This window comes from Streptomyces filipinensis (assembly GCF_014649495.1).
Taxonomy (GTDB): Bacteria; Actinomycetota; Actinomycetes; order Streptomycetales; family Streptomycetaceae; genus Streptomyces; species Streptomyces filipinensis.
This window is the reverse complement of sequence record NZ_BMTD01000023.1, coordinates 20,518-47,043: the sequence shown is the minus strand read 5'-3', so window position 1 is coordinate 47,043 and position 26,526 is coordinate 20,518. Positions and strand designations below refer to the sequence as shown.

Annotated in this window: 24 protein-coding genes; 6 read left to right on the top strand and 18 right to left on the bottom strand. The window is 72.4% G+C overall.

All coding sequences use genetic code 11. The annotated features are described in order from the left end of the window. Window positions 1-66: 66 nt before the first annotated feature. Window positions 67-1,281 (top strand): MFS transporter, encoded by a 1,215-nt coding sequence (locus tag IE244_RS35460; RefSeq protein ID WP_191877692.1) that lies wholly within the window; start codon window positions 67-69, stop codon window positions 1,279-1,281. On the opposite strand, the gene IE244_RS35455 is transcribed toward IE244_RS35460, so the two are convergent. After that, entirely contained in the window at window positions 1,241-1,699 is a 459-nt protein-coding gene (locus IE244_RS35455; RefSeq protein ID WP_031174450.1) for an acyl-CoA thioesterase, read from the bottom strand. The genes IE244_RS35460 and IE244_RS35455 overlap by 41 nt on opposite strands. A 188-nt stretch (window positions 1,700-1,887) precedes the next feature. On the opposite strand from IE244_RS35455, the gene IE244_RS35450 reads away from it, so the two are divergent. Next, window positions 1,888-3,282, top strand: coding sequence for a uracil-xanthine permease family protein (locus IE244_RS35450; protein ID WP_191877744.1), 1,395 nt, complete (start codon window positions 1,888-1,890; stop codon window positions 3,280-3,282). Here the strand turns inward: IE244_RS35450 and IE244_RS35445 are convergent. Further along, window positions 3,255-4,394 carry a glycoside hydrolase family 6 protein gene (locus IE244_RS35445; protein WP_191877745.1) on the bottom strand — a complete coding sequence of 380 codons (1,140 nt, stop codon included), beginning with the start codon at window positions 4,392-4,394 and terminating at the stop codon, window positions 3,255-3,257. The genes IE244_RS35450 and IE244_RS35445 overlap by 28 nt on opposite strands. A gap of 179 nt (window positions 4,395-4,573) precedes the next feature. Here IE244_RS35445 and IE244_RS35440 point away from each other — a divergent pair, with 179 nt between their 5' ends. Both IE244_RS35440 and IE244_RS35435 read left to right on the top strand, forming a co-directional pair. Continuing rightward, complete coding sequence (locus tag IE244_RS35440) at window positions 4,574-5,260, top strand: DUF5995 family protein (protein ID WP_191877691.1); 687 nt, start codon at window positions 4,574-4,576, stop codon at window positions 5,258-5,260. Window positions 5,261-5,355: 95 nt separating this feature from the next. Then, window positions 5,356-6,285 carry a TIGR03619 family F420-dependent LLM class oxidoreductase gene (locus IE244_RS35435; protein ID WP_191877690.1) on the top strand — a complete coding sequence of 310 codons (930 nt, stop codon included), beginning with the start codon at window positions 5,356-5,358 and terminating at the stop codon, window positions 6,283-6,285. Window positions 6,286-6,324: 39 nt separating this feature from the next. Here the strand turns inward: IE244_RS35435 and IE244_RS35430 are convergent, their stop codons facing one another. Both IE244_RS35430 and IE244_RS35425 read right to left on the bottom strand, forming a co-directional pair. Further along, a complete protein-coding gene (locus tag IE244_RS35430) occupies window positions 6,325-8,022 on the bottom strand; it encodes a flavin monoamine oxidase family protein (protein WP_191877689.1) in 1,698 nt (565 codons plus the stop codon). Window positions 8,023-8,072: 50 nt separating this feature from the next. Beyond that, entirely contained in the window at window positions 8,073-8,861 is a 789-nt protein-coding gene (locus IE244_RS35425) for a carbon-nitrogen hydrolase family protein (protein WP_191877688.1), read from the bottom strand. 337 nt (window positions 8,862-9,198) lie between these two features. Here IE244_RS35425 and IE244_RS35420 point away from each other — a divergent pair, with 337 nt between their 5' ends. Beyond that, a complete protein-coding gene (locus IE244_RS35420; protein WP_191877687.1) occupies window positions 9,199-9,750 on the top strand; it encodes a Repetin in 552 nt (183 codons plus the stop codon). A gap of 31 nt (window positions 9,751-9,781) precedes the next feature. On the opposite strand, the gene IE244_RS35415 is transcribed toward IE244_RS35420, so the two are convergent. From IE244_RS35415 to IE244_RS35380, 8 genes are all read right to left on the bottom strand, one after another. Then, window positions 9,782-10,162 carry a DUF742 domain-containing protein gene (locus IE244_RS35415; RefSeq protein ID WP_229854603.1) on the bottom strand — a complete coding sequence of 127 codons (381 nt, stop codon included), beginning with the start codon at window positions 10,160-10,162 and terminating at the stop codon, window positions 9,782-9,784. A gap of 7 nt (window positions 10,163-10,169) precedes the next feature. Beyond that, a complete protein-coding gene (locus tag IE244_RS35410) occupies window positions 10,170-10,607 on the bottom strand; it encodes a roadblock/LC7 domain-containing protein (RefSeq protein WP_191877685.1) in 438 nt (145 codons plus the stop codon). Next, window positions 10,597-13,236, bottom strand: a complete 2,640-nt coding sequence (locus IE244_RS35405) for a sensor histidine kinase (RefSeq protein ID WP_191877684.1) — start codon at window positions 13,234-13,236, stop codon at window positions 10,597-10,599. Before IE244_RS35405 ends, IE244_RS35410 begins: the two co-directional genes overlap by 11 nt. A gap of 95 nt (window positions 13,237-13,331) precedes the next feature. Beyond that, window positions 13,332-14,798: an HAD-IA family hydrolase gene (locus tag IE244_RS35400; RefSeq protein ID WP_191877683.1), complete on the bottom strand. Its 1,467-nt coding sequence runs from the start codon at window positions 14,796-14,798 to the stop codon at window positions 13,332-13,334. 13 nt (window positions 14,799-14,811) lie between these two features. After that, window positions 14,812-15,882, bottom strand: coding sequence for an ABC transporter ATP-binding protein (locus tag IE244_RS35395; protein ID WP_191877682.1), 1,071 nt, complete (start codon window positions 15,880-15,882; stop codon window positions 14,812-14,814). 5 nt (window positions 15,883-15,887) lie between these two features. After that, entirely contained in the window at window positions 15,888-16,706 is an 819-nt protein-coding gene (locus IE244_RS35390; RefSeq protein WP_191877681.1) for an ABC transporter permease, read from the bottom strand. Then, window positions 16,691-17,590, bottom strand: coding sequence for an ABC transporter permease (locus tag IE244_RS35385; protein ID WP_191877680.1), 900 nt, complete (start codon window positions 17,588-17,590; stop codon window positions 16,691-16,693). Before IE244_RS35385 ends, IE244_RS35390 begins: the two co-directional genes overlap by 16 nt. Next, window positions 17,587-18,744: an ABC transporter substrate-binding protein gene (locus tag IE244_RS35380; protein WP_191877679.1), complete on the bottom strand. Its 1,158-nt coding sequence runs from the start codon at window positions 18,742-18,744 to the stop codon at window positions 17,587-17,589. The genes IE244_RS35385 and IE244_RS35380 overlap by 4 nt, the downstream gene beginning before the upstream one ends. Window positions 18,745-18,957: 213 nt before the next feature. On the opposite strand from IE244_RS35380, the gene IE244_RS35375 reads away from it, so the two are divergent. Next, the gene (locus tag IE244_RS35375; RefSeq protein WP_191877678.1) at window positions 18,958-19,698 is read left to right on the top strand and encodes a GntR family transcriptional regulator; all 741 of its coding nucleotides are present in this window, start codon (window positions 18,958-18,960) and stop codon (window positions 19,696-19,698) included. Between the two features lie 44 nt (window positions 19,699-19,742). Here the strand turns inward: IE244_RS35375 and IE244_RS35370 are convergent, their stop codons facing one another. From IE244_RS35370 to IE244_RS35345, 6 genes are all read right to left on the bottom strand, one after another. Next, on the bottom strand, window positions 19,743-20,195 hold the full coding sequence (locus tag IE244_RS35370; RefSeq protein ID WP_031174468.1) for an Lrp/AsnC family transcriptional regulator: 453 nt from the start codon (window positions 20,193-20,195) through the stop codon (window positions 19,743-19,745). 27 nt (window positions 20,196-20,222) lie between these two features. Further along, window positions 20,223-21,710, bottom strand: coding sequence for an amino acid permease (locus tag IE244_RS35365; RefSeq protein WP_191877677.1), 1,488 nt, complete (start codon window positions 21,708-21,710; stop codon window positions 20,223-20,225). A gap of 333 nt (window positions 21,711-22,043) precedes the next feature. Next, window positions 22,044-23,486, bottom strand: a complete 1,443-nt coding sequence (locus IE244_RS35360; protein ID WP_031174470.1) for a GuaB1 family IMP dehydrogenase-related protein — start codon at window positions 23,484-23,486, stop codon at window positions 22,044-22,046. A 132-nt stretch (window positions 23,487-23,618) separates the two neighbouring features. Continuing rightward, on the bottom strand, window positions 23,619-23,957 hold the full coding sequence (locus IE244_RS35355) for a barstar family protein (protein ID WP_191877676.1): 339 nt from the start codon (window positions 23,955-23,957) through the stop codon (window positions 23,619-23,621). Then, window positions 23,954-24,364 (bottom strand): guanyl-specific ribonuclease, encoded by a 411-nt coding sequence (locus IE244_RS35350; protein ID WP_191877743.1) that lies wholly within the window; start codon window positions 24,362-24,364, stop codon window positions 23,954-23,956. The genes IE244_RS35355 and IE244_RS35350 overlap by 4 nt, the downstream gene beginning before the upstream one ends. A gap of 1,055 nt (window positions 24,365-25,419) precedes the next feature. Next, a complete protein-coding gene (locus tag IE244_RS35345; RefSeq protein ID WP_191877675.1) occupies window positions 25,420-26,463 on the bottom strand; it encodes a sugar-binding transcriptional regulator in 1,044 nt (347 codons plus the stop codon). Window positions 26,464-26,526: the final 63 nt, after the last annotated feature.

The window sequence follows — 26,526 nt, the reverse complement described above, 5'->3', positions numbered from 1 at the left end:
ATCAGGCAGGGTTCCTGATAGTTTACGGCGCGTCCGCGAGGGCGACCTGTGGGGAGGGACCGGACCATGAGTGACGTGGGCTTCGCGCGCGGTGAGGTGAGGCGCGCCCGGTACGCCGTGGCGGCCGTGTTCGCCGTGCACGGCGCCGTGACCGGCACGTTCGCCACCCGGGTGCCGTGGATCCAGGACCACGCCTCACTGGGCGCGGGCCGGCTGGGCTTCGCACTGGCCTTCACGGCGTTCGGCGCGTCGTGCGCGATGCCGCTGGCGGGCCGGATCAGCCACCGCTTCGGCAGCCGTACGGCCCTGCGCGGGCTGCTCGCGCTGTGGACGCTCTCCCTGGTGCTGCCGTCCCTCGCGCCGAACCTGTCCACCCTGTGCCTGGCGATGTTCGCCTACGGGGCGAGCGCGGGCATGGCCGACGTGGCGATGAACGCGCTCGGGGTCGAGGTCGAGCGGCTGCTCGGCAAGTCGATCATGTCGGGGCTGCACGGCATGTGGAGCGCGGGTGCCCTGACGGGCTCGGCGGCCGGCACGCTCGCGGCGCACCTCGGCTCGGACGCCCGGCTGCACTTCGCGCTCTCCGCGGCCGTGCTCACCGTGCTCGGCGGGGTGGCCTGCGCCTGGGTGCTGGACCTGCAGCCGGCCGACGACGAGGAGCCGCCGCCGCGGTTCACGCTGCCGCCGCGCTCGGCGCTGCTGATCGGCACGGTCGGCTTCTGCGCGGTCTTCGCGGAGGGCGCGAGCCTGGACTGGTCGGCGGTGTTCCTGCGGGACCGGCTGGGCGGTTCGGCCGCGGTCGCGGCGGCCTGCACGACCGGCTTCATGCTGACGATGGCGGTGGCCCGCATCGCCGGGGACGCGGTGGTGAACCGGTACGGCGCGGTCCGCACCGTCCGCGCCAGCGGCGTCCTGGCCGTGCTGGGCGGGCTGCTGATCGTCCTCGCCGGCCGGCCGGCGGTCGCGATGGCCGGGTTCGCGCTGATGGGGCTCGGCATCGCGGTGGTCGTACCGCTGTGCTTCGCGGCGGCCGGGCACGCCGGGCCGAACCCGAGCCAGGCCATAGCGGGCGTGGCGACGATCACCTACACCTCGGGGCTGATCGCGCCGAGCCTGATCGGCGGGGTGGCCCAGGCGACCAGCCTGGTGGTGTCGTTCTGCGTGGTGACGGCGCTGGCGTGCGGACTCGCGGTGTTCGCGGGCGTGCTGCGCACCGCCGCACCCGGCGGCCGCGAGGAGGTCAGTCCGCGGGCCGCAGCAGTTCCCGGCCCACGGCCCTGAAGGCGTCGGTCCACGGCGTGGGCCGCAGGGTCGTGGCGTCCAGCCGGACCAGCACCCGGGCCCCCTGGGCGTAGGTCCGGGTGCCATCGGCCGAGCAGAACCGGAAGCCGTAGGTCAGGCCGGTGGTCCCGAGCCGTTCCAGCCAGAGGTGGACGGCGTAGGTGCCGGGGCGGGTCACCGGCGCCTCGTAGCCGATGCGCAGCTCGCGCACCGCGTTGCAGGCGTCGCCGGCCGCATGCCAGTCGCCGTCGAAGCGGACGCCGTGCTCGTTCCACAGCTCGGTCCAGGCGCGCTCGACCATCAGCGGGTAGCGGGCGTTGTGCAGGAGTCCCAGGGCGTCGAGGTCGTCGAAGTGGACGGTGACGGGGATCAGCCGGCCGTAGGCGACGGCGGGCGCGATCGGGGCTTCGGCGGTCACGGGAGGGGCTCCTGAACATCGCTGATGTTGACGATTCATACTAAGCGACCGCTCAGAAGACCCCTCCGGTGGAGCGTTCTCGTACATGAGCGAAGTTCACGAACAGGACCGTGCGAGCGAAGAGCCGCGAGATACCCGTGACAATGGTCCGGAACCCCTTCACAGACGTGAGAAAGCGAAACCCCACCATGGATCTCGGCGTGCGCTGGAAACTGCACGGTGACGGGCGCACGCCCGCACCCGGAGCGGTGGTACGCCCCGACGAACGGCTCTCCTGGCCCCGCACGGTGGGCCTGGGCGCCCAGCACGTGGTCGCCATGTTCGGCGCGTCGTTCGTGGCGCCGGTGCTGATGGGCCTCGACCCGAACCTGGCCATCATGATGTCGGGCGTGGCGACCGCGATCTTCCTGCTCGCCACCCGCGGCCGGGTGCCGAGTTATCTGGGCTGCTCCCTGTCCTTCGTGGGCGTGGCCGCCGTCATCCGCGCACAGGGCGGTACGAGTGCCACCGTGACCGGCGCGGTCCTGGTCGTCGGCGTGGTGCTGTTCCTGGTGGGCCTCGCCGTGCAGCGCTTCGGCGCGCGGATCATCCACGCGGCCATGCCACCGATCGTCACCGGTGCGGTCGTCATGCTGATCGGCTTCAACCTCGCCCCGGTGACCGCCGCCACCTACTGGCCGCAGGACCAGTGGACGGCCCTGCTGGTCATGCTGTTCACGGGCCTGGCCGTGGTCTGCCTGCGCGGCTTCTGGTCCCGCATCGCGATCTTCCTCGGACTGGTCTTCGGCTACGGCGTCTCCTGGGCCTTCGACCGGATCTTCGGCAAGATCCACTCCATGAGCCCGGGCGGCAAGGTCACCGACCACTGGCGGCTCGACCTCTCCGGTGTCTCCAAGGCCGACTGGATCGGCCTGCCGCACTTCCACGGTCCGTCCTTCCAGTGGTCGGCGGTCCTGGTGGCGTTGCCGGTCGTCATCGCCCTGGTCGCCGAGAACGCGGGCCACGTCAAGGCGGTCGGCGAGATGACCGGCGACCCGCTGGACGACAAGCTCGGTACGGCGATCTCGGCGGACGGCGTCGCGTCCGTGCTGTCCACCGCGGTGGGCGGCCCGCCGAACACCACCTACTCCGAGAACATCGGCGTGATGGCCGCCACCCGCGTCTACTCCACCGCCGCCTACTGGGCCGCCGCCGGTTTCGCGCTGCTCTTCGGTGTCTGCCCCAAGTTCGGCGCGGTCGTGGCCGCGATCCCGGGCGGTGTCCTCGGCGGCATCACCGTGATCCTCTACGGCATGATCGGCCTGCTCGGCGCCCAGATCTGGCTCAACGCCAGGGTCGACCTGCGCAACCCGCTGAACCTGGTGCCGGCCGCCGCGGGCATCATCATCGGCGTCGGCAACGTGAGCATGAAGTTCACCAGCACCTTCTCGCTCAGCGGCATCGCCCTCGGAACCCTGGTCGTCATCACCGGCTACCACGCGCTGCGCGCCTTCGCCCCGGCGCATCTGAAGACGCAGGAGCCCCTGCTGGACGAGGGCACCTCGACCTACGACGCTCAGGAGGCTCCGCGCGCCAAGTCGTAGGCGTACGAGGGCGTGAACGTGCCGGCCGCGCCCCGGCAGCCGTCGGACTCCCCCGGCAGTTTGACCCACAGGTAGGCGTCGATCCGCGGCTCGCCGGTGGCCAGGGTCGGGACCCGGCCGAGCTTCCGGCCGGCCGGGTCGCACCACCGGCCGTCCGGCGGGGCGCCGTTGCCGTTGCGGCTGGTGTCGATCACCGCTCCGAGGCTCGGCGGGCCGGCGAGCGCGTCGAGGACCTGACGGTCGTAGGCGATCTCGTCGGCCGTGGTGCGGAAGTTGGAGACGTTGCTGAAGACACCGTCCGCGGCCGCCGCTCCCGCCCGTCGCAGCAGGGCGGCCTGCTCGGCCGGCGGGTTCCAGCCGGAGTGGCCGGCGTCGTAGTAGACACGCGCCCGCGGATCGGCGGCCTTCAGCACCCGGCCGGCGCGGGCCAGCGAGGCGAACCTGGCCGCGCGAACGGCCTCCGGCAGACAGCCGGACTGGGCGATCGAGTCCGGCTCCAGGATGACGATCACCTCGCCCTGGCCCAGCCCCCGCGCGAAGGCGTCGACCCAGGCGTCATAGGCCACGAGATCCGGCGCGCCGCCCCCGGAGGCGCCGCCGCAGTCGCGGTCGGGAATCGCGTACGGCACGAGCACCGGGACTTCGCCCCGCGCCGTCGCGTCCGCGGTGACCGTGCGCACCCGGGCGGTGACGGCGTCCGGGTCCGGGTCGGTGAACCACACCGCGGCCGGCCGGTCGGCGATCCGGGAGGCGATGACGGCGGCCCGCGGGTCGCCGGGGTGGGCGCGGACCCAGTCCAGCACCTGGGAGCCGGGGTGGCGGTACAGGAAGGGCGACACGGGCCCGGTGCGCTGCTTCCGGCTGGTCGGCGTGGGGGCGGCGGTGGGAGTGGGCCGGGGTATGAGGGTGGGTGTCCGGCTCGGTGGAGCCGGCGTCGGCCTGCCTGCGGCGGGCTCGCCTGGCGACGGGGTGGACGGCCCCGGCGCGGGTGCCAGGGCCGGCGGGCGGGCCACCTCGGTACGGGGCCGGCCGGTGCCGTGGCCGGAGCCGAGCGCGGCGACGGTCCCGGTGACCGAGCCGACCAGGGTCACCACCGAAGCCGCCGCGACCATCACGCCGCGCCGCACGGCACGCCTGCGCGCGGCCCGGCGCTCGGCAAGACGCCGGGTACGTAAGCCTGACACGGTGCCGTTCCCCCCTCGCATCCGCGGCTCGCCGTCCGTTCCCCCGTTCCGGCGAAGCACCGGGCCGGTCGGCACGCCCGTCGGCCCAGGGCTGGGACCCTTCCCCCATGACGCAGTTGGAACACTTCACCACTCCGGTCGACACGGTCGTCTTACGGATGCGCGCCCTCGACGCGGCGCTGCCCGAGCGGGACGGTGTCGCCGTGTTCAACCGCGTCTACCTCACCGTCACCGAGGAGATCGACCGGCGCCTGAACGCCGGGGAGTTCCCGGACCCACGGGCGGCGATCGCGCTGGACGTGCGGTTCGCCGAGCGGTATCTGACGGCGGTCGACGCGTCGGTCGCGGACCGCCGGCCGCCCGCCTGCTGGCGTCCGCTGTTCCAGCTGCGCCGCCATCCCGGGGTACGGCCGCTGCAGTTCGCGCTGGCGGGCATCAACGCGCACATCGGGCACGACCTGGCGCTCGCCGTGGTGGACGCCTGTCGTACGCTCGGCTGCGAACCACCCGATCTGGAGGACGAGTTCGACCGGGTGGGTGAACTCCTCGTCTCGCTGGAGGAGCGCATCCGCGAGGATCTGATGCCGGGTCCCGACCTGCTCCAGATCGCCGATCCGCTCACCCATCTGCTGGGCTCCTGGAGCCTGGAGCGGGCCCGGGACGCGACCTGGGTGACGGCACGGGCCCTGTGGGCGCTGCGCCACTGCGACGACGTGGCCGAGGAGTTCACGCAGCGGCTGGACGCGGCGGTGGGGTTCGCGGGGCGGATGCTGCTCACCCCCCTGACCGACTGAGGTGGCCTGATCCTTTCGCCGCGCGCCGCCTCCGGAACTGCCCGGTGCGGACCCTACGTTGACCGGTGCGTACCCGATCGCAGAGGAGCAGCGGTATGGCGACCAGGCTCGGCCTCAGCCTCCCCCAGATGCGCCAGTACTCCATCGGAAGGGACGTGCCCGACGTGGCACGCGCCGCCGAGGCCATCGGCTATGACAGCCTGTGGGTCTTCGAGCGCGCCCTGTTCCCCGAGCCGGCCACCCAGGGCCTGTACGGCATCGAGGGCCTGCCCTGGCCCGACGAGTACCGGGACGTGGCGGACCCGCTGGTCACCCTCGCCCTGGCCGCGGCGGCCACGGAGCGGGCGGAGCTGGGTTCCAGCGTCCTGGTGGCACCGCTGCACGTGCCGTTCCAGCTCGCCAAGGCCCTGGCCTCGCTGGACGCGGCGAGCGGGGGCCGGGTGATCGCGGGCTTCGGTACCGGCTGGTCCCTGGACGAGTACGCGGCCTCGGCCGTTCGGCCGTTCGAGGAGCGGGGCGCCGCACTGGACGAGATCATCGAGGTGTGCCGGGCCGTGTGGGGTCCGGATCCGGTCGTGTACGAAGGGCGGTTGACCAGGATCGCCTCCGCCGTCGTCGGTCCCAAGCCGGCACGGCCGATCCCGGTCATGCTGGCCGCGGGCAACAGGCGGGCGTGGCGGCGGCTGGTGGACCACGCCGACGGCTGGCTTCCGGTGGGCATGGGCGCCGAGCAGGTCGCGGCCCAGTGGCGCCAGGTGCGGGAGCTGGCCGAGCAGCGGGGGCGTACGGAGCCGATCCGGACGGTCCTGCGGGTGAACACCGTCCGCCTGCCCAAGGCGTACGAGGGCGCGGACCGCCGGCCCTTCCAGGGCAGTGTCGACCAGATCGTCGAGGACCTGGCGGAGCACGCGGCGATCGGCCTGGAGGAGATCCTCGTCGACCTCCAGGGCAACGCGCGGGACGCGCGTGAGCTCAAGGACGTCGCCGCGGAGGTGTTTGAAAAGGCGCGGGCGGCCGGAATCTGAGTCCGGCCGCCCGCGCCTTGGTCCTTGCTCGCTCCTGGGTCAGTCCTCGGGCAGCTCCACAGGGGCGATCTCGTCGTAGACGTCACCCGGGCCGGGGTTGGCCGCGTCGGTGGTGCCGCCGAAGTGGTGCATGACGCCCCAGACCGCGTTCAGCGCGGTCTGGATCGCGCCCTCGGCCCAGCCGGCCGTCCAGGAGATGTCGTCGCCGGCGAGGAAGATGCCCCGCTTGTCCTCGGGCAGCCGGTCCTGCATGAAGTGCGTGAACAGGCGCCGCTGGTAGCGGTAGTGGCCGGGCAGGTTGGCCTTGAACGCGCCCATGAAGTAGGGCTCGTTCTCCCAGGAGACGGTCACCGGGTTGCCGATGATGTGCTTCCTGATGTCGACCTTCGGGTAGATCTCGCCGAGCGACTTCAGCATGACCTCCATCCGCTCGTTCGCGGACAGCGGCAGCCACTTCAGGCTGTCGTCGCACCAGGTGTAGGACAGGCAGATCACGGCGGGCTTGTCCGGGCCGTCGTCCAGCAGGTAGGTGCCGCGGGTCATGCGGTCGGTCAGCGTCATCGACATGACGTCCCGGCCCGTCTCCTCGTCCTTGTCCAGCCAGAACGGCCGGTCGACCGGGACGAAGAGCTTGGAGCTCTCCATGTAGTGGGTGCGCTCGATCGCGGTCCAGTGGTCGATCGGGAACAGCGAGTCGTCGCAGGCGATCTTGGACAGCAGCATCCAGGACTGGGCGGTGAAGATCGCCGCCTTGTAGGTGCGGATGTCGCCGTTCGCGTCCGTCACGGTGATCTGGTTGCCCGCCGTGCGGTGCAGCCGGGTCACGGCGGGCTTGGGCTCGCCGTCCACGTGCAGGGACTGCAGAGAGGTCCCGTACGGCCAGTGGACGATCTTCTCCGGCTCGCGCTCCCACAGGCGCAGCGGCAGCTGCTGGGAGCCGCCGACGATGCCGCGGTGGTGGTCGTCGGCCTCGGTGTAGACGACGCGCAGGATCTCCAGGATGGAGTTCGGGAAGTCGGTGTCCCAGCCGCCGGTGCCGAAGCCGACCTGGCCGAAGATCTCGCGGTGCCGGAAGGACTTGAAGGCCTCGGAGTCGCAGAGGAAGCCGTAGAAGGTCTGGTTGTCGAGCTTCTCGACCAGCTTCGCCCAGATCTCGCGGATGCGCGGAACGTCCCGCTCACGCATGGCGCGGTTCATGTCGGAGAAGTCCGCGCCCTCTTCCAGGCACTTGTTCCAGGCGTCGGCGACGTCCCGGTAGACCTGGGGCAGGTCGTCGACGGTCTCGGCGTAGTGCGACTCGCCCTTGAGGTCCACGACGGTCGAGGGGGTGGCCTCGGCCAGCGGGTTCGGGAAGGGCGTGGTCTCCAGGCCCACCATGTCGATGTAGTGCTGCAGGGCGGTCGAGGACGGCGGGAAGCGCATCGCGCCCATCTCGGCAGTCAGCGACTCGTCGCAGCCCTCGAAACCGACCGTGCGCAGCCGGCCGCCGATCTGGTCGGCCTCGTAGACGACGGGCTTGAGGCCCATCTTCATCAGCTCGTACGCGGCCACGATGCCGGACAGGCCGCCGCCGATGACCGCGACCTCGGTGCCGTGCTCGGTCGCGGGTATCTGGCCGAGGCCCGCCGGGTGGGCGAGGAAGTCGTCGTAGGCGTAGGGGAAGTCCGGGCCGAACATGGTGATCGGCGGCTGCTGCTCGTCGGTGTGCTCGACGGCGTTGGGCACCGTGGACGTCATGGGGTACGGACTCCTTGCGCGGGGGTGACTCGGGGGAAGGCTCGGGGGGTTCAGACCAGGGACCCGTACAGACCGGGGCGGCGGTCCTTCAGGTACGGGTTCGCCTCGCGGGAGGCGGCCAGGAAGGCGGGGTCGACGTCGGCGAGGACCAGTTCCTCACCGCGGCCGGCGCGGGTACGGGCGATGCCGTCGGGCCCGGCGAGGGCGGAGAGCCCGAAGAACTCGAACTCGCCCTCGTGGCCGACCCGGTTGACGTACGCCACGTACATCTGGTTCTCCCAGGCACGCACCGGCACCATGGCTTCGGCGACGAACTGGAACGGGTGCATGTTCGCCGTCGGCACGACGAGCAGGTCGGTGCCGGCCAGGGCGTGGGCGCGCGCGTTCTCCGGGAACTCGACGTCGTAGCAGATCATGATGCCGACGGTCAGACCACCCAGCCGGGCCTGGACGAGCGACTGCTCGCCGGGGGTGAAGTGCTCGCGCTCGGCACAGCCGAAGAGGTGGGTCTTGCGGTAGTTCGCGAGGCGGGAGCCGTCGGCCGAGACGAGCTGGGCGGAGTTGTAGACGGTCTCGCCGTCCCGCTCCGGGTAGCCGTAGGCGATCGCCAGGCCGTGCCGGGTGGCGATCTCGGCGATCGCGTCGGCGGAGTCGCCGTCGGCCGGCTCGGCGAGGCGGGCGATGTCGTCGCCGATGGCGTAGCCGGTCAGGAACATCTCCGGTGCGGCGAGCAGCGCGGCTCCCCCGGCGGCGGCACGGCCCGCGGCGGCGTCGAGGACCTTGAGGTTCTCGGCGATCGAGCCGGGGCGGCCGGAGCTCTGGAGCAGGGCGGTGCGCATGCGGGTTCCTCACCGGAAAGAGGGTTCTGGGGGACGGAACAGCGGGCCGGGAACGTTTTTCGGGGCCATGAAGAAGGTACGGTCGGCGCGCTCGGCCGGACAAGAAGGAGCCGTTGCGCGCCTGTGCGCGGTTCGTTGCGTGACGGGCGGGTCGGGCGGCGATTCGTTGCGCGCCCTCGGGGCCGGTTCCCGTCCTCCCTGGGGCGCAGGTCACGGCCGGGGTTCCCCGCCGGATGGCGGAGGTGGGGTCCCGCCCGCGGGGCGATGTGCGGGATGCCCGCCGCCGGGAGAGTGGTGAGCGTTCAGTTCACGCTTTTGACCTGCGGAAAGGACCGCCATGAAGCGTCGTACGAAGATCGCTGCCGTCACCCTCACCGCCGCCCTGCTGATCACCGCCGGAACGGCCGGGGCGGCCCTGGCCTCGGGCGGCGGGGCCTACCACCCCCAGCGGGAGGCCGCCGCCCTGACGGGTACGGCCAAGCTGTACCGGTCGGCCGGGGACGACATCACCTTCAGCTTCGACGCGCATCTGGCGCAGAAGGACAACATGAACCCGCGCAAGGCCACCGGCACCTTCGAGTTCAGCCACTACCTGCACGGTCAGGGGGCCTGGGCCAAGGCCAGGGTCGACTGCCTGGTCACCGGCGGCCCGGTCGCCGTCGTCTCCGGTGTGATCACCGCGTCCGACCTGCCGGGGGCGAAGGGCAAGCGGGTCGGGGTCACGGTCCACGACCTCGGCCGGCACGACCGGCTGGGCTACAGCTGGGCGGGGGTGGGCAGCCCCACGGACACCAAGAATCTGCCGCCGTGTGTGTCGTCGGCCCCGTTCGAGAAGGTCGAGCAGGGTACGGGTGACTTCACGGTCGTGCCCTGGCAGCCGAAGCTCTAGGTTCGGCCACCGGACGCCGGCCGCGGCTCGCCTAGATCTCCCGCAGGCGCTGCACGATCTCCCGCAGCAGCCCCGGGTCGGCGGCCGGGCCGCCGGCCGGGAGGCGGCGCGGCTCGTCGATGCGGACCAGGCCCGCCTCGGCCAGGTCGCCGAGCAGGACCCGGACGACGGTGAGCGGCAGATCGGCGTCCGCGGCCAGCTCCACGACGGGGCGCGGGCCGCGCCGGATCAGGTCGAGCAGGGCGGCCCGGGCGTGGTCGAGGTCCGGCCCCGGCGTGTCGGTGTCCAGCGCGGTGACCCGGGACATCAGGTCGATGGCGTGCCCGCCCGAGGGCCGGGTGCGGCCGCGGGTCACCGTGTAGGGGCGCACCATCGACCCGGTCTCGTCCTCGTACCAGTGTTCGTCGCTCACCGCGGGATCAGCTGGGGTTGCGGACGGCCGCGTCCAGGTGGCGGCCGAGGCGGCGGACGAGCAGGGCCATCTCGTGGCCGAGCTGGCCGACATCGGTGCGGGCCTCGCTGAGCACGGCGAGCCGGCTGCCGTGTCCGGCCGGGGTGATGAAGAGGTAGGCGTCCTCGAGCATCACCATGGTCTGCCGTACCCCGCCCGCGGCGAACCGCTCGCCCGCGGAGCGGGCGAGGCTGTGGAAGCCGGAGCAGACGGCGGACAGATGCTCGATGTCCGCCCGGCGCATCCCCTGCGAGCTGCTGAGCGGGAGGCCGTCGGCGGTGAGCAGCACGGCCTGGCGGACGTGCTCCGTACGCGCCACGAGGTCGTCCAGCAGCCAGCCGAGGTCCGCGCCGGGCGCGGCCGCGGGCACACCCTGCGGCTCGGGGTTCTGGTCGTCACCGGTCATGATCGGTGTCGGTCCCTTCGTCGGCGTGGCTGGTCACGGATCGGCAGTCGGCACCGGTGGAGGCGCCGCCCGCGCCATCGGGCACGGGAGCTTCGTCGGGCGCCTGCGCGGTGGGGGGAACGGGTGCGGGGAGCTGGGGGCGGGGCTCGCTGGTGCCCGCGGTCTGGGTGCCCGCGGTCTGGGTGCCCGCGGTCTGCGTGCCCGCGGTCTGGGGGCCGGCCGGCTGGGTGCCCGCGGTTCGGTGGGGCGGTGGGGCCGTGGGTTCTGCCGGGTCGGAGCTGCGGACAGCCGTATCGGTCGCCGGCAGGCCCTTGCGGCCACGGTCGAGGCCGCGCTGGAAGGCGCCGAAGATCGCCCGCATCTCCTCGGCGTCCAGCTCCGCCCCGGCCGCGCTCTCCCGGGCCGGCGGGTCGTCCCGCAGCTCCGGCACGAGCGACGCCTGCCGGATCCGGGTGGGCAGAGCGGGCGGGGCCGTCGGCGACTCGGAGACGTCCTGCGGACCAGGGGTGGAAGTGGGCCCGGACAGGGGTGAGAACGAGGGCCGCTCCCCCGGCGACGGCTCGGCCCCAGGGCCCGGCGTGGGCAGGGACACGAGCCGGTTCCGCGGCGGCGGCTCCGCCCCGGCCGAGCTCGGCTGCCCGGCCCGTGCAGCGGATCGCGTCCTGGACGGCAACGTGTGTACGGCGGCCCCCTGCTCCCGTGGCGCGGGCACCACCGGATCCACCTGTGCCAGCACGGCCTCCGGCAGCAGGACCACCGCCGTCGTCCCCCCGTACGGCGAGTCCCGCAGGGTCACCTCGATGCCGTGCCGGGCGGCGAGGCGGCCGACGACGTAGAGGCCCAGCCGGTCGTGGCGGGTGGGGTCGAAGGCGTCGGGGTCGGTGAGCGTGCCGTGGGCCTCCTCGCGTGCTTCGGCGTCGAGGCCGAGCCCCCGGTCGTCGATCTCCAGCACGAACCCGCCGCCGACCGGCCCCGTGCGCAGGGTGACCTGGGTGTGCGGCGGCGAGAACACCGTGGCGTTCTCCAGCAGTTCGGCGACGAGGTGGACGACGTCGGCGACCGCGTCCGCCGCGACGCCGGTCTCCGGCATCGGCGGCACCACCACGCGCGCGTAGTCCTCGATCTCACCGACGGCCGAAGCGACCACGTCCGCGAGCGGCACGGGCCGCCGCCAGCGCCGGCCGGGCGTGGCGCCGGAGAGGATGATCAGGCTCTCCGCGTGCCGGCGCATACGCGTGGTGAGGTGGTCGATGCGGAACAGCTCGCGCAGCACATCGGGGTCGTCCGTGCGCCGTTCCAGGGTGTCGACCAGCTTCAGCTGCCGGTGGACGAGGGCCTGGTTGCGCCGTGCGATGTTGAGCAGAACCGCGAACAGACCGCGGCGCAGGCCGGCCTGTCTGACGGCGGCCTCGACGGCGGCGAGCCGCGCGGTGTTGAAGGAACGGCCGACCTGTCCGATCTCGTCGTCGCGGACCTCGTCGGCGGCCAGCGGCGGCGCCTCGGCGAGCGCGTCCACCTCCTCGCCGGCGCTCAGTCGGCGCATGACATCGGGGAGTTGGTCCCTGGTCAGGACGTCGGCCGCGTCCCGCAGGGTCTCCAGGCGCCGTGAGATGCGCCGCGCACCACGCACCGCGGACCACAGGGAGAGCCCGACGGCGCCGAGTCCCACCACGCCGACCACGGCCGCCTTGGTCAGCTCCCGGTAGGCGAAGGCCCGGCCCCGTGCGGCGGAGTTCTCGGCGGCGGTGGTGCACAGCTCCCGGTACCGCACGACGGCCCGGTCGGTGGTGGACCGCCAGGTGTCCGCGGCGACGGCCTTCGCGGCGCCGGCGGCCCCGGCCCTCAGCAGCGCGTCCTCCCCGCGCACCAGCGAGCCGTACTGCTCTGCTCGCTGGAAGTCCTCGAACAGCGCCCGCGAGTCGGCGGGCAGGTCCGGCACGTACGTGCGCTGGAACACGCGCCGGTCCTCGATGGTCGCGGTCAGGCTGTCGTACTGCCGGTCGGTCAGCGTGCCGGCCGCCCGTGCCCCGGCGACCAGCGCGTCCTCCCGCGAGACGAACTCCCGTACCCGCACCAGCTCGATGACGACCTGTGCCTCACGGGCGAGCTGTCCGGCCTGCAGTGCGGTGAGCGTGGACTGCACGTCGAAGCCGGGCTCGACGAGCGCGCTGTACCGGTCCACGGCCCGGTCCCAGGTGATGTGCCGGGACAGCACCTGTGTGCGCAGCCCCTCCAGCCCGCCGGTGGCGGTGACCATCGTGTCCAGTGCCTGGCGCTGCCGTGCCGTGAGCCGGCTGCGGTCGCCGTCCCGGACCGCCTCCCGCATCGCCTCGACGGCCCGGTCGGTGCGGCGCTGCTGTCCGAGCAGGTCGCCGGCGGTGGCCGTGTCCAGACGGGCACCGAGGTAGGCGGCGGACATCCGGCGCTCGATCTGGATCTGCCCGATCGCGGTGTCCACGGGGGTGCCGAAGTCCTCGTACACCCCCTGGAGCCGGATCAGCGCGCGCAGTTCGGCGGTGACGGACACCATGGCGAAACTCCACAGCGCCATCAGCGCGACGGCCGGGGCGAGCGCGAGCGCCACGATCCGCGTGCGGACAGTGGTGGAACGGCCGAGGGGCCAGCGCATGGAATACCTGCCGGTGTTACCAGTCAGTAGAAAGTTCGGCACAACCTACGGGATGGTCACCCCGTACCGCAACGGTGACCTGCGGTAACCCCCGGTCACATGCGGGTCACGGCGAAGGTCGTGAGGACCGCCGCGTGGTCGGAGGGCCATTCGTTGTCCGCGACGTCCGGCCACGGCCGCGGGGTGCCGGTGACGAGGGTTCGCGCGTCGCGCACGGTCAGGCCCCGGTGCAGCACGTAGTCGATCCGGTCCTGCGGCTCGGGCCGCCCGCCGCCGTCCTCGTGCTCGGGGTGGACGGGCGACCAGGTGTGGCCGGGCTCGGCGGCGGGGTCCGGGTGGACCTCGCGATAGGAGTCGCTGAAGCCCGCGTCCTCGGCGGCCTGCGTCACCGGCCAGGCGACGTCCGGCCAGTCCAGGTGCGAGGGGCAGTTGAAGTCGCCGACGAGGACCGCCGGGACGCCCGGGGCCGAGGACTTCGCGATCCGGCCCAGCGCGTCCCGCATCTGCGCCAGCCGCAGCTCCTCGTGGGCGATCAGCTCGGCGGCCGGCAGCCCGTCGAAGGCGGACTCGTAGGGGCCGTACGGCGTGTAGTGCAGATGCGCGGTCCACACGTCGACCTCGCGGCCGGGCGCGACGGCGATCCGGACGCCGGCGGCGCCGTAGAAGCCGACGTCCGGATCGCCGAAGCGGGCGGTGATCGGGTGCCGGCTGATGACGCCGAGGTTCTCGCCGGCCCGGTGGTGGTGCCAGCCGAGCGCCTCGGCCAGCTCCTGGGCGGCGGTTCCGCCCGTCTCCTGGAGTCCGACGACATCGGCGCCGCTGTCCAGGATGACCTTGAGCTGCTTGGCGCGGTGGTCGTCGACCGCGCTGCCGCCCAGCCACAGGTTCCAGCTCATGACCCGGAGTTCGGGCGCGGCCATCTCCCGCAGCTCCTCGACCGTGACCCCGGCGAGACTCTCCCGCACGGTCCGGCCTGGTGCCGTACCGATCGGCGCGAGGGACGGCACGGCGAGCACGGCGCAGCCGGCGGCCTCGGCCGACGCCACACCGGTCTCGGTGTCCTCGACGGCCACGCAGCCGCCCGGGTCGACACCGAGGGCCCGGCAGGCCGCGAGGTAGGGGTCGGGAGCGGGCTTGGTGCGGGCGGTGTCGTCGGCGGTGACGGACGCCGAGAAGCGCTCGGCACCCAGGGCGTCGAGGACGACGTCGGCGACCGCCCGCGGGGACGCGGTGACCAGGGCGGCGGGGACGCCGGTGGCGGCCAGCGCGTCCAGCAGCTCCAGCGCGCCGGGCCGGGGCACGATGCCGGTGCGGACGCGGTCGGCGAACTCGCGGTGCAGGTCGGCCGCGAGGTCGGCGGCCCCTCTGCCGGTGGGCTCGGCGAGCCAGGCCGCGGTGTGCTCGACCGGGCGGCCGAGCACGTCCGGCTGGTCGGCCTCGGTCAGCGCGCGTCCGGCGACCTGCTCGACCGCCTCCCACCACAGCCGCTCGGTGTCGACGAGCGTGCCGTCCATGTCGAACAGGACGGCCTGGAGCGGGAGTTCGAAGGTGTGGGGGGTCACGTTCGGTCATTCCTCACTTCTGGATACGTTCGGACACGAGCACCGGCCGCTCCGGCAGCGACACGCCGACGGCGGTTCCGGCGCCGAGCCCGGTGGCCTCGTGCGCGGGCAGGTCGGCCTTGACCTCGGTGCCGTCGGCGAGCCGGACGGTGGCGCGGACGACCGCGCCGAGGAAGGCGGTGGCGACGAGGCGGGCGCTGCCCTGCTCGTCCGGGTGGACCCGGACGGCCTCGGGCCGCACCAGCACGTCCACCGCGCCGTCGGGCACCTCGCCGTCGGCCGGCAGCCGCTGCCCGAGCACCTGGACCGTGCCGTCCGTCAGCTCGCCCGGGATCCGGCTCATGGTGCCGACGAACTCGGCGACGAAGGCGGTGGCGGGGCGGCCGTACAACTCGGCGGGTTCCGCGCACTGTTCGAGCCGGCCGGCGCGCATGACGGCGACCCGGTCGGCGACCGACAGGGCCTCCTCCTGGTCGTGCGTGACGAAGAGCGTCGTGATGCCGAGTTCCTGCTGGAGCCGCCGGATCTCCTCGCGCAGGGTCAGGCGCACCTTGGCGTCGAGGGCGGACAGCGGCTCGTCGAGCAGCAGCACGCGCGGGCGCAGGGCGAGGGCGCGGGCCAGCGCGATGCGCTGCTGCTGGCCGCCGGAGAGCTGGTGCGGGTAGCGCTCGCCCTTGTCGCCGAGGCCGACCAGTTCCAGCAACTCGGCGGCGCGGGCCCGTCGTTGGGCCGTGCGGACCTTGCGCATGCGCAGTCCGAAGGCCACGTTGTCGACGGCGTTCAGATGCGGGAAGAGGCTGTACGACTGGAACACCATGCCGGCGTCACGGCGGTGGGCCGGGACGTGCGTGACGTCCTCGCCGTCCACCAGTACGGCTCCGGAGTCGGGGTGTTCGAACCCGGCGAGCATCCGCAGCGCGGTGGTCTTGCCGCAGCCGGACGGCCCGAGGAGGGCCAGGAACTCTCCGGGGCGTACGGTCAGGTCGAGCCCGTCGAGGGCGACGGTGGTCCCGAACTCACGGCGCAGCCCCCGGAATTCGACGGTGGCGGCCTTTTCGAGGGTCTCGGGCAGGGTGGCGGTCATGTGTGTCATCCCCGGGAGGAAGCGGTTCGGTTGCGGCCGCCGGCACCGGCGAGCGCGAGGAGCAGGGCCCAGGTGACGAGCAGGCTGAGCACGGACACGGCGACGGACATCTGGGCCTGCGAGCCGCCGACGTCGTAGATCCACACGGCGAAGGGCCGGAAGCCGAGCAGGCTGGCGACGGTGAACTCGCCGAGCACCAGGGCGAGGGTGAGGAAGGCCGCGTTCAGCAGGGCCCCGCGCAGATTGGGCAGGACGGCCCGCACGAGGGCCTGGGGCCAGGAGGCGCCGCAGCTGCGGGCGGCCTCGACGAGGGTCCGTACGTCGATGGCGCGCAGTCCGGCGTCCAGGGCGCGGTAGACGAACGGCAGGGCCATCACGACGTACGCGAGGACCAGCACGACCGGGAAGCTGTCGTCCTGGATCACCACGAAGGTCTCGAACAGCGGTGTCCGCGACAGGTACTCCGGGCCCCACTTCAGGACGGTGGCGATCCCGGCGACGAACGCGATGGGCGGCACCACCAGCGGCAGCGAGCACACCACCTCCACCACCGGCCGCAGCCGGGGCGCGCCGAGCCGCAGGGCGACCATGGCGGGCACCATCAGCAGCAGCACGACGGCGATGGTGGCCACGGCGAGCTCCAGCGAGAGCAGCAGGCTGGTCAGGAAGCCGTCGGTGGAGAGGATCTTGGTGTAGGCGTCGAAGGTGACACCTTGGCCGGGCACGTCCACGGTGAAGATCACGGACGCGCCGAGCGGTACCAGGAAGTACAGGGCGGCGAGGCCGAGGACGATCCACCGCCACAGGGTCAGGCGTCGAGCCATCGGGCACTCCGTCGCTGTAGGGGCAGGTACACGGCCATCACCAGACCCGCCACCAGGACCATGTCGAGGCTGAGGGCGAGTGCGACGTTCTCCTGGCCGACCAGGACGTTGCCGGACAGGGCGTCGGCGATCTGCAGGGTGACCAGCGGGACCGCGCTGCCGACCATGGCGGCGGCGGTGGCGTAGGCGGCGAAGGCGCTGCCGAAGAGCAGGACGAGACCGCCGAGCAGCGAGGGAGCGAGCACGGGCAGGGCCACGTGCCGCCAGTACTGGACGCCGGTGGCGCCGTTGTTCAGCGCGGCCTCCCGCCACTGGGAGCGCAGTCCGTCGAGCGCCGGGGTGATGGTGAGGACCATGAGCGGGATGAGGAAGTAGAGGTAGACGAGGACCAGGCCCCAGAAGCTGTAGAGGTCCCAGCCGCTGTCCTTCAGGCCGAGGTGCACGGTCAGCACACCCGCGTTGCCGAGGGTGGCGACGAAGGCGAAGGCCAGCGGGACGCCACCGAAGTTGGCGAGCACGCCGGAGGCGGTCAGCACGGCCTCGCGCAGCCAGCGCGAGCGGGAGCTGACCACGGCCTGCGCGAGCGGCAGCCCGATCAGGGCGCCGAGTGCGGCGGAGATCGCGGACAGCTTGACGCTGCCGAGCAGGGCGGTGAGGTACGGGCCCTGCAGCGAGGCCGTCATGTTGGCGCCGGTGTAGGAGGTGGCGCCCGTGGTGGCGTCCTTGGCCGTGAAGGCGCCGTCGAGGATGGCGACGGCCGGCAGCCCGAAGGCGACGGCCGTGAACACCAGCAGCGGCAGCACGGCGAGCCAGCCGGGGGCGCGGCGCCGTCGCTTCGCCGAAGCGACGGGCGCCACGTCCACGCGCGAAAGAGCGGTGGTCATCCGGAGACGGCCTTCCCCCAGCCCTGGGCGATGACCGTCTTGGCCTTGCTCTGCTGGTCCTCGGTCGGGAAGGACGGCGTGCCGGTGACCTTCGGGAGCTTGGCGGCGGCGGTCTTGTCGAGGGTGCCGGCCTTGTCCATGGCGGTCATCAGGGCCGGGCGGGCGTAGCCCTTGAGCCACAGGTTCTGGCCCTCGGCGCTGTAGAGGTACTCCTGCCACAGCCGGGCGGCGGCCGGGTGCGGGGCGTCCTTGTTGATGGCCTGGGAGTAGTACTGGGCGTACTGGCCGTCGCTCGGGATGGCGACCTTCCAGTCGAGGCCCTTGGACTTGAACTCGTCGGCGTAGCCGGCGTTCAGGTAGTCCCAGTCGATGGAGATGGGCGTCTCGCCCTTCTCGACGGTGGCCGGGGTGGACTCGACGGGCGTGTAGTTGCCGTTCTTCTTCAGCTTGCCGAAGAAGTCCAGGCCGGGCTGGATGTCGTCGAAGGAGCCGCCGCTCGCGAGGGCCGCCGCGTAGACGCCGCCGAAGGCCGAACCGGACTTGGTGGGGTTGCCGTTGAGGGCGACCTGGCCCTTGTACCGGGGCTTGAGCAGGTCCTTGAAGCTGGTCGGGCACTGCTTGACGCGCTTGGCGTCGCAGCCGATGGAGATGTAGCCGCCGTAGTCGTTGTACCAGCGGGCCTGCGGGTCCTTCTGGGCCGAGGAGATGTCGGCGAAGGAGGCGACCTTGTAGGGAGCGAGCAGGCCCTGCTGGGCGGCACTCAGCGCGAAGGAGCTGCCCAGGTCGAGGACGTCGGGGGCGCGGTCCTGGCCCTTGCGGGAGGTGACGGCGTTGATCTCGTCCTGGCTGGTGCCGTCCGGGCTCTCGTCGTCGATCTTGACTCCGTACTTCTTCTGGAATCCGTCGATGAGGGCGCCGTAGTTGGCCCAGTCGCGGGGCACCGCGATGATGTGCAGCGTCCCCTCCTTCTTGGCCGCCTTGACCAGGGCGTCCATGCCGCCGAAGTCGGCCGCGGAGGTGGCGGTGGCGGCGCTCTTGCCGTCCTTGGTGGTGGACGCGTTGTCGGGGGCGGCGCCGCAGGCGCTGAGCGCGAACGCGGCGACGACGGCGATACAGCCGCCGAGGACGGCGTTTCTCGGCAGGGACACGGTCACGGTCTCTCCAGGGGTGCACACGAGGGTTGAGGCAGTGCGGAGAACTTGTCTGAACAAGTTGCGTCACAGTACGCCCGCTCACGGTGTCCTGTCTGTAAACGGGAGCGAAACTTTGAGCCCTGGTTGGCTGCACAATCCAGACCGTTGCAGATCACGCTCCGGTCTCGATTAGGCTGGTCACGCTGTGCACAGCGACCTGAGCAGAGGGGAAGCATGACGGCGCGACACGAGGAGATCGCCGACGAACTGCGGCGCGCGATCGACCGCGAGCAGTACACGGTCGGCAGCCGCCTGCCCTCGGAGTCGGAACTCGCCGCGCACTACGGCGTCTCGCGCGGCACGGTCCGCCAGGCCGTCGCGACCCTGACCGCCGAGGGCCTGATCGGCTCCCGTCAGGGTGCCCGGCGCGTCGTGCTGGCCAGCCGCCGCAGCCAGAGCTTCGAGGAACTGCGCAGCTTCGCCCAGTGGGCCCGCGCGATGGGCCGCGAGGCCACGGGCCACGTGGTGACGCAGGAGTACCGCCCGGCCACCCACGAGGACGCCGTACGCCTCCAACTGCCCGCCGGCGCGCCCGTGTTGCACGTGCTGCGGGTACGCGGCCTGGACGGCGAACCGGTGCTGCTGGAACGGACCGTGTACGCGGACTGGATCTCCCCGGCGGTCGAGGCGATCGAGCCGGAGTGTCCCTCGGTCACCCAGCGGCTGTACGACGACACGGGCCTGGTCTTCGCGTACGGGGAGCATGTGATCGACGCGGTCGCGGCCGGTGCGCAGGACGCCGAGCTGCTGGGTGTGCGCCGTACCAGCCCGCTGCTGCGGGTGCGGCGCGTGACGACGACCCGCGAGGGGCGCCCGGTGGAGTGGTCGGACGACCGGTACCGCTCGGACGCGGTGAGTTTCAGTGTGTACAACTCGATCGGGAACAACGCGCTGGCGCGGAAGACGGCGGAATAGGACTCGGGCGGCTCACCGCCGCCGAGCGCGGGTCGTGTGGGGCCCTACCCCGGTGCCCCGGAGGAGAAGCGGCGCAGCAGCGGCGACAGCACCAGCACCGACTTGGTCCGCTCGACGAAAGGTTCCCCGGCGATCCGCTCGAGCACCCGCTCGAAGTGACGCATGTCGGACGCGAAGACCTGGGCGATCGCGTCCGCGTCACCGGTGACGGTCGACGCGGCCACGACCTCCTGGTACCGCTCCAGCCCCCGCTGAATGGTGTCCGGCGAGGTGTTGCGCCGGCAGTAGATCTCGATGTACCCCTCGGTCTCCCAGCCGAGCGCCGCCGGATCCACCCGCACGGTGAATCCGGTGATCGCTCCGGTGGCGCGCAGCCGGTCCACGCGCCGCTTCACGGCGGGCGCGGACAGGCCGACCATCTGCCCGATGTCCGCGTAGGAACGGCGGGCGTCCTCGGCGAGGGCGTGCACGATGCGTTCGTCGAGATCGTTCAGCACAGGGGGTGGTTCACTTCTTCGGTCCGGTCACTTCTCTGCCGCCACCGCGAGATCCTCACCGGCCGCGAGACGGGAACGGCGATAGCCGTATACGAAGTAGAACACGAGCCCGACAGCCATCCAGACACCGAACACGATCCACGTGACGGCCGACAGGCTGCCCATCATCCAGATGCAGAAGGCGAAGCCCAGCACGGGCAGCACCGGCGACAGCGGGACGCGGAAGGTGCGGTGCATCTGCGGGCGCGTCCGGCGCAGCACCACGACCGCGACGTTGACCAGCGCGAAGGCGAACAGCGTGCCGATGCTGGTGGCGTCCGCCAGCTGACCGAGCGGGATCGCGGCGGCGAGGACACCGCAGAACACGGAGACGATCACCGTGTTGGCGCGGGGCGCACCGGTCTTCGGGTGGACCTTGGAGAAGATCTTGGGCACCAGGCCGTCGCGGGACATGGCGAACAGGATGCGGGTCTGGCCGTAGACCACGGTCAGGACGACGCTCGCGATGGCGACGACGGCGCAGGCGGCCAGCAGGGTGCCCCAGAAGCTCTGCCCGGTGACGTCCTTCATGATCTCGGTGAGCGCGGCCTCGGAGCCGTTGAAGCTCCGCCACGGCTTGGCTCCCACGGCGACGGCGGCCACCAGCACGTACAGGGCGGTCACGATGACCAGGGACAGCATGATCGCGCGGGGCAGGTCGCGCTGGGCGTTCTTCGCCTCCTCACCGGCGGTGGAGGCGGCGTCGAAGCCGATGTAGGAGAAGAACAGCGTGCCGGCGGCGCCGCTGACGCCCGCCATGCCGAGCGGCATGAAGTTCGAGTAGTTGCCGGACTTGAAGCCCATGAAGCCGATCGCGCAGAACAGGATCAGCGCGGCGATCTTCACGCACACCATGATGGTGTTGGCCCGCGCGGACTCCTTGGCGCCGCCGAGCAGGAACACCATCGCGAGGATCACGACGATCAGCGCCGGCAGGTTGAAGATGCCGCCGTCGCCGGGCGGCGCCGCCAGGGCCGTCGGGATGGTCACGCCTATCGTGCCGTCCAGCAGCTCGTTCAGGTACTCGCCCCAGCCGACGGCCACGGCGGCCACCGAGACCCCGTACTCCAGCAGCAGACACCAGCCGCAGACCCAGGCGATCAGTTCGCCCATGGTTGCGTATGCGTACGAGTACGAGGAGCCGGAGACCGGGATGGTGCCCGCCAGCTCGGCGTAGGACAGGGCCGAGAACAGCGCGGTGAGACCGGCGATCACGAAGGCGAGGGTGACGGCCGGGCCCGCCTTCGGGACGGCGTTGCCGAGGACGACGAAGATGCCGGTGCCGAGTGTGGCACCGATGCTGATCATGGTCAGCTGCCACAGCCCGAGGGAGCGCCGCAGCGAGCCCCCCTCGCCCTGGCCGCCCTCCGCGACCAGGTGTTCCACGGGCTTGCGCCGCATGAGGCGCGCGGCGAGGCCCGGGGACACGGGGGCGGTCGCTGTGCGGTCGTGCGGGGGTGCGCCTTGATCGAGCACGCGCTGGCTCCTTCTTCCTGCCGGTCATTGCGGGTGGGGACCGATGGCAGCCCTGCGAAGGCAGGAGCCCACCGAGCGGGGTCCCCGCCACGCCACGTACAGACGAGCACCCTATGAGGCGGGCCTTCACGGGCGTAATGCAGCAACCTTGCGCGTCCCCGGATGATCATTGCGTTCATCCGCCCCGAACGCCAAATCGTTGCGCGCGGGCTGTCGACCGTTGCACAACCCCTCGCAGGCATCCCCGCCCCCACGGATGAGCCGCCGGGAAAGCCGACGGCCCCCGCCCTTCCCGGCGCGGGAAGAACGGGGGCCGTGCGGGACGCGGAGGGGTCAGCTCCAGCTGGCGTGCAGCGGCTTGCCCTCGGCATAGCCGGCGGCGCTCTGGATGCCGATGATGGCCTTCTCGGCGAACTCCTCCAGGGAGGCTGCACCGGCGTAGGTGCAGGAGGAGCGCACGCCCGCGATGATCGAGTCGATCAGGTCCTCGACGCCCGGCCGGGCCGGGTCGAGGAACATCCGGGAGGTGGAGATGCCCTCCTCGAACAGCGCCTTGCGGGCGCGGTCGTACGCCGACTCGTCGGACGTGCGGTTGGCCACGGCACGCGCGGAGGCCATGCCGAACGACTCCTTGTACGCACGGCCGTTGGCGTCGTGCTGGAGGTCGCCGGGGGACTCGTAGGTGCCCGCGAACCAGGAGCCGACCATCACGTTGGACGCGCCGGCCGCGAGGGCCATGGCCACGTCGCGCGGGTGGCGGACACCGCCGTCGGCCCACACGTGCTTGCCGTACTTCTTCGCCTCGGCGGCGCACTCCAGCACCGCGGAAAACTGCGGCCGGCCCACGCCGGTCATCATGCGGGTGGTGCACATGGCGCCGGGGCCGACACCCACCTTGATGATGTCCGCGCCGGCGTCGATCAGGTCCTTCACGCCCTCGGCGGAGACGATGTTGCCGGCGGCGATCGGCACCTGCGGGTCGAGCGCGCGCACCAGCTTGATGGCGCTGATCATCGACTCCTGGTGGCCGTGCGCGGTGTCGATGACGAGCGTGTCCACGCCCGCGTCGAGCAGCTGCTTGGCCTTGCCCGCCACATCGCCGTTGATGCCGACGGCGGCGGCGATGCGCAGCTTGCCCTGCGCGTCGACGGCCGGCGTGTACAGCGTGGCGCGCAGGGCGCTCTTGCGCGTGAGGATGCCGGCCAGCTTGCCGTCCTGGTCGACGGCGGGGGCGTAGCGGCGGTTGTGCTGGTCGAGGGTGTTGAAGGCCTCGCGCGGGTCGATGTCCGCGTCGAGCAGCAGCAGGTCCTTGGACATGACCACTTCGAGCTGGGTGAAGCGGTCGACGCCGGTCAGGTCCTGGTCGGTGACGACACCGACGGGCCGCTGGTTCTCGTCCACGACCACACCGGCGTTGTGGGCGCGCTTGGGCAGCAGGGCCAGGGCGTCGGCGACGGTCTGGTGCGGGGCCAGCACGATCGGCGTGTCGAGCACCAGGTGGCGGCTCTTCACCCAGGAGACGACGTCGGTGACGACGTCGATCGGGATGTCCTGCGGGATGACCACCAGGCCGCCCCGGCGGGCCACGGTCTCGGCCATGCGGCGGCCGGCGATGGCGGTCATGTTGGCGACGACGAGCGGGATGGTGGTGCCCGTGCCGTCCGGCGAGCCGAGGTCCACGCCCTGGCGCGAGCCCACCGCGGAGCGGCTCGGCACCATGAACACGTCGTCGTACGTCAGGTCGTACGCGGGCTGGATGTCATTGAGGAAACGCACGTGCTGCACATCCCAGTCGATCAGAGGTGACCCCCGGACGGGTGCGCCAGGGGGAAAGAGCACGTACTTCATTCTCCCATGTCGGGGCCGTTGTGACGCCCCTGCAGAACCTCCAGGGTGAGCACCGATCACCTAGGAGGATCCTCCAAGGGCCAGGACTACGGCGAGCGTGGGCGTCCGGTCCACCGCCTCGGCGAACACATCCTGGGCGGTCCGCCACTCACCCGGATTCGCCTCGGCGTACGGCTGCCAGCCGCGGATCACGATCAGCAGCCCCTGTTCGACGGCTCCCTCGGGCCAGACGCCGTGGTCGGAGAGGGAGTCGACCAGGGCGTCCCAGTTGCGGCCGAACCAGTCGGGCAGCGTGAGGGCCCGCGCGGTGCGGTCCATCAGGGCGGCCTTGTCGGTGACGCCGTCGAGGTCCAGGGTCACGACGAGCCTCCGCGTCAGCTCTGTCGGGTCTTCGTTCATCTCAGCACCGCCCGGAACGAGTTGTAGTGATCATCGGTGTAGTAGATCTCCCCGCCCTGACCGGTGACGATGCGCCGGGCCCCGCGATCGTGGGAGCCGGGCGTCGTGACGGTGTACTCGTGGTAGTAGCCGCGCTGGTGCCTCGGCAGCCTGCCCTCGAAGTTCCCGAAGACGACACCGTCCCTGGCGTACGGGTAGGGGCCGCCCTTGTCGATCAGGGCGAGCGTCCCGCGGGCCCCGGCCGGCAGCTGGGCCTCCCTGACCGTGGCCATTCCGTGCGCCCACGCCGGGCCGGAAACGCCGGTAGCGGACGGACGCGTGCCCGGGCCCGAGTGCGCCCCGGACGAGCATCCGCCGAGCAGCACCGCAAGCACGAACGCCAGCAGCCCGGCGAGCACAGGGGTCAGCGCCTGGGCCCGCTTGGACGCACGGGGCGGTACGGGGGTCTCTTTGCCCGCACGGGACGGTGCCGGGACCTCTTCGGGCCCACGGGGCAGCGCCGGGGTCCCCTTGGGCCCGCGGGGCAGCGCCGGGGCCTCTTCGGGCCCGCGGGGCAGTGCCCGTTGGGGCGCGCGGGGCAGTGTCAGGGTCCGTTTGGGCGCGCGGGGCGGTGCCGGGGTCCCCCGCACCGCGCGGGGCGGTGCCGGGGCCTCTTCGGGCCCGCGGGGCGGTGCCAGGGTTCGTTCGGACGCGCGGGGCGGCGCGGGGGTCGGCATGGACGGGTGGGTAGGCGGCAGGGGCGGTGTGGGTGCGTGGGGTGGCGTGAGGAGCGGGCTGGGCGCAGGTGCAGGGCCAGGCGGCAGGGACGGTGGGGGTGCGTGGAGAGGCGTGCCGAGCGGCCTGGACGCGGGGTCGGGCGGCAGGGACGGCCTCAGCGTGAGGGCCGGCGTGGAGCACGGCCCGGGCATGTGGGCCGGCGGTGGCGGCCGCCAGGGGGTGTGGGACGGCGGCAGGTTCTGCCCAGGGGGCGGTGCCAGGGACCTTCTGGGCGCGTGGGGGACGTACCGCGGCAGCATGCCGACGATGCTGCCACGCATGTCCTGTCGCGTCCGCCCCCGCCGCGGCTGTCCCGCACACGGCCGTCCCCGCCACGGCGGGCCGCCCACGACCGGCACCACCGGGGCATCCCGCCCACGACCAGCACCGCCACGGCATCCCACCCACGACCAGCGCCACTGACCCGTGAGGCCTCTCAGCGCCACGGCTGCCATGGCTGTCCAGCCACGCCAGTCCGCCCAGTGACCAACGGCCCAGCCCGCCAACGGCCCGACCGCCCGGCCGCCCAGCCGCTGGACGACAGAGCCCCACCATGAGCAGCCGCCGTGAAGGCGGACCGGCGCCCCTACGCCGGCCCACCACCGGACGGTGGCGGGCCGGCGGACGTCCCCCGGCGTGGGCCGTGTCGACGCGGCTCACCGGGTCCGAGCGTCACGGCGCCGCCGCGAGGCCCCTGTGCGGCCCCTCAGGCCCCGTCGGGGTCCGAGCGGCTGAGCGCGGGCTTCGGAGTCGGGCCGGCCGTCATCAGGTAGTCCGCGGCGGAGGTGTCCGTGACCAGGCTGGTGACCAGCCCGGAGCGCAGCACCGCGTCGATCGCGGACGCCTTGCGCTGCCCGCCGGCGATCGCCACGACCTCCGGGATACGGCGCAGCTGGTCGGCCTTGACCGTGATGCACCGCTCCCCCAGGTCACGCCCGATCCGGCGCCCCTCGGCGTCGAAGAGGTGCGCGGCCATCTCGGCGGCGACCCCGAGCGAGGCGTAGTGGGCGCGCTCCTCGTCGCTGAGCATGTCGTGCACGGTCGAGATGCCCGGCTCCCAGGAGCCGATGGAGACACAGGCGACCGTGACCTTGTCGAAGTACTCGAAGGCACGGGCGAGCCCGGTCTGGCTGCGCAGCGCCACCGCGGTGGCCGCGTCCGGCAGCAGCATCGGCGCGTAGATGGGGTGGGCGTCGCCGCCCGACACCTGGGCCGCGCGGCGCACGGCCTCGACCGAGCCGCGCTCCGAGGTGCCGGCGTCGTACACACCCGTCAGCTGCACGACCGTGCAGGGCGGCAGCCGGTCGAGCGCCGCCGCCATGTGAATGGTGGACCGGCCCCAGGCCAGCCCGAGCACGTCCCCCTCGTTGACGAGCTCGCCGAGCAGGTCGGCGGCGACCTCGCCGAGGTTCTCGGGGTCAGGGGTCTCCTCGGCCTCGGCCGGGGACTCGACCACGACGGCGTGCCTCAGGCCGTAGCGGGCGCGGAGCGCGTCGGAGCGCTCGGCGTCCAGCTCGGCCGGGACACGGATCTCGATGCGCACGAGATCCCGTTCGAGAGCCGTCTCCAGGACCCGTGCCACCTTGAAGCGGCTGACGCCGAACTCCTCCGCGATCTGGATCTTGGACTTGCCCTCGAGGTAGAAGCGGCGGGCCATGGCCGCCGCCTGCACCAGCTCAGCGGGTCCCATCCGCATGGCTGACCGGCCCGCCGACATACCCGACACGGCGATCTCCTCACTGCTGTTCACACTCTGGATTCGCCGTTCATCCTTGCAGATTCGGGGCGACTGATCCGCCCTGAAGGGCGCCGT

What these genes read in the sequence shown, in the direction of transcription:
- IE244_RS35435 (WP_191877690.1), top strand. Translation starts at nt 5,356, where the DNA reads ATGGCGACCAGGCTCGGCCTCAGCCTCCCCCAGATGCGCCAGTACTCC.
- IE244_RS35385 (WP_191877680.1), bottom strand. Translation starts at nt 17,590, where the DNA reads ATGACCACCGCTCTTTCGCGCGTGGACGTGGCGCCCGTCGCTTCGGCG.
- IE244_RS35445 (WP_191877745.1), bottom strand. Translation starts at nt 4,394, where the DNA reads ATGGTCGCGGCGGCTTCGGTGGTGACCCTGGTCGGCTCGGTCACCGGG.
- IE244_RS35420 (WP_191877687.1), top strand. Translation starts at nt 9,199, where the DNA reads ATGAAGCGTCGTACGAAGATCGCTGCCGTCACCCTCACCGCCGCCCTG.
- IE244_RS35440 (WP_191877691.1), top strand. Translation starts at nt 4,574, where the DNA reads ATGACGCAGTTGGAACACTTCACCACTCCGGTCGACACGGTCGTCTTA.
- IE244_RS35425 (WP_191877688.1), bottom strand. Translation starts at nt 8,861, where the DNA reads ATGCGCACCGCCCTGCTCCAGAGCTCCGGCCGCCCCGGCTCGATCGCC.
- IE244_RS35390 (WP_191877681.1), bottom strand. Translation starts at nt 16,706, where the DNA reads ATGGCTCGACGCCTGACCCTGTGGCGGTGGATCGTCCTCGGCCTCGCC.
- IE244_RS35460 (WP_191877692.1), top strand. Translation starts at nt 67, where the DNA reads ATGAGTGACGTGGGCTTCGCGCGCGGTGAGGTGAGGCGCGCCCGGTAC.
- IE244_RS35410 (WP_191877685.1), bottom strand. Translation starts at nt 10,607, where the DNA reads ATGACCGGTGACGACCAGAACCCCGAGCCGCAGGGTGTGCCCGCGGCC.
- IE244_RS35355 (WP_191877676.1), bottom strand. Translation starts at nt 23,957, where the DNA reads ATGAACGAAGACCCGACAGAGCTGACGCGGAGGCTCGTCGTGACCCTG.
- IE244_RS35395 (WP_191877682.1), bottom strand. Translation starts at nt 15,882, where the DNA reads ATGACCGCCACCCTGCCCGAGACCCTCGAAAAGGCCGCCACCGTCGAA.
- IE244_RS35430 (WP_191877689.1), bottom strand. Translation starts at nt 8,022, where the DNA reads ATGACGTCCACGGTGCCCAACGCCGTCGAGCACACCGACGAGCAGCAG.
- IE244_RS35450 (WP_191877744.1), top strand. Translation starts at nt 1,888, where the DNA reads ATGGATCTCGGCGTGCGCTGGAAACTGCACGGTGACGGGCGCACGCCC.
- IE244_RS35375 (WP_191877678.1), top strand. Translation starts at nt 18,958, where the DNA reads ATGACGGCGCGACACGAGGAGATCGCCGACGAACTGCGGCGCGCGATC.
- IE244_RS35405 (WP_191877684.1), bottom strand. Translation starts at nt 13,236, where the DNA reads ATGCGCTGGCCCCTCGGCCGTTCCACCACTGTCCGCACGCGGATCGTG.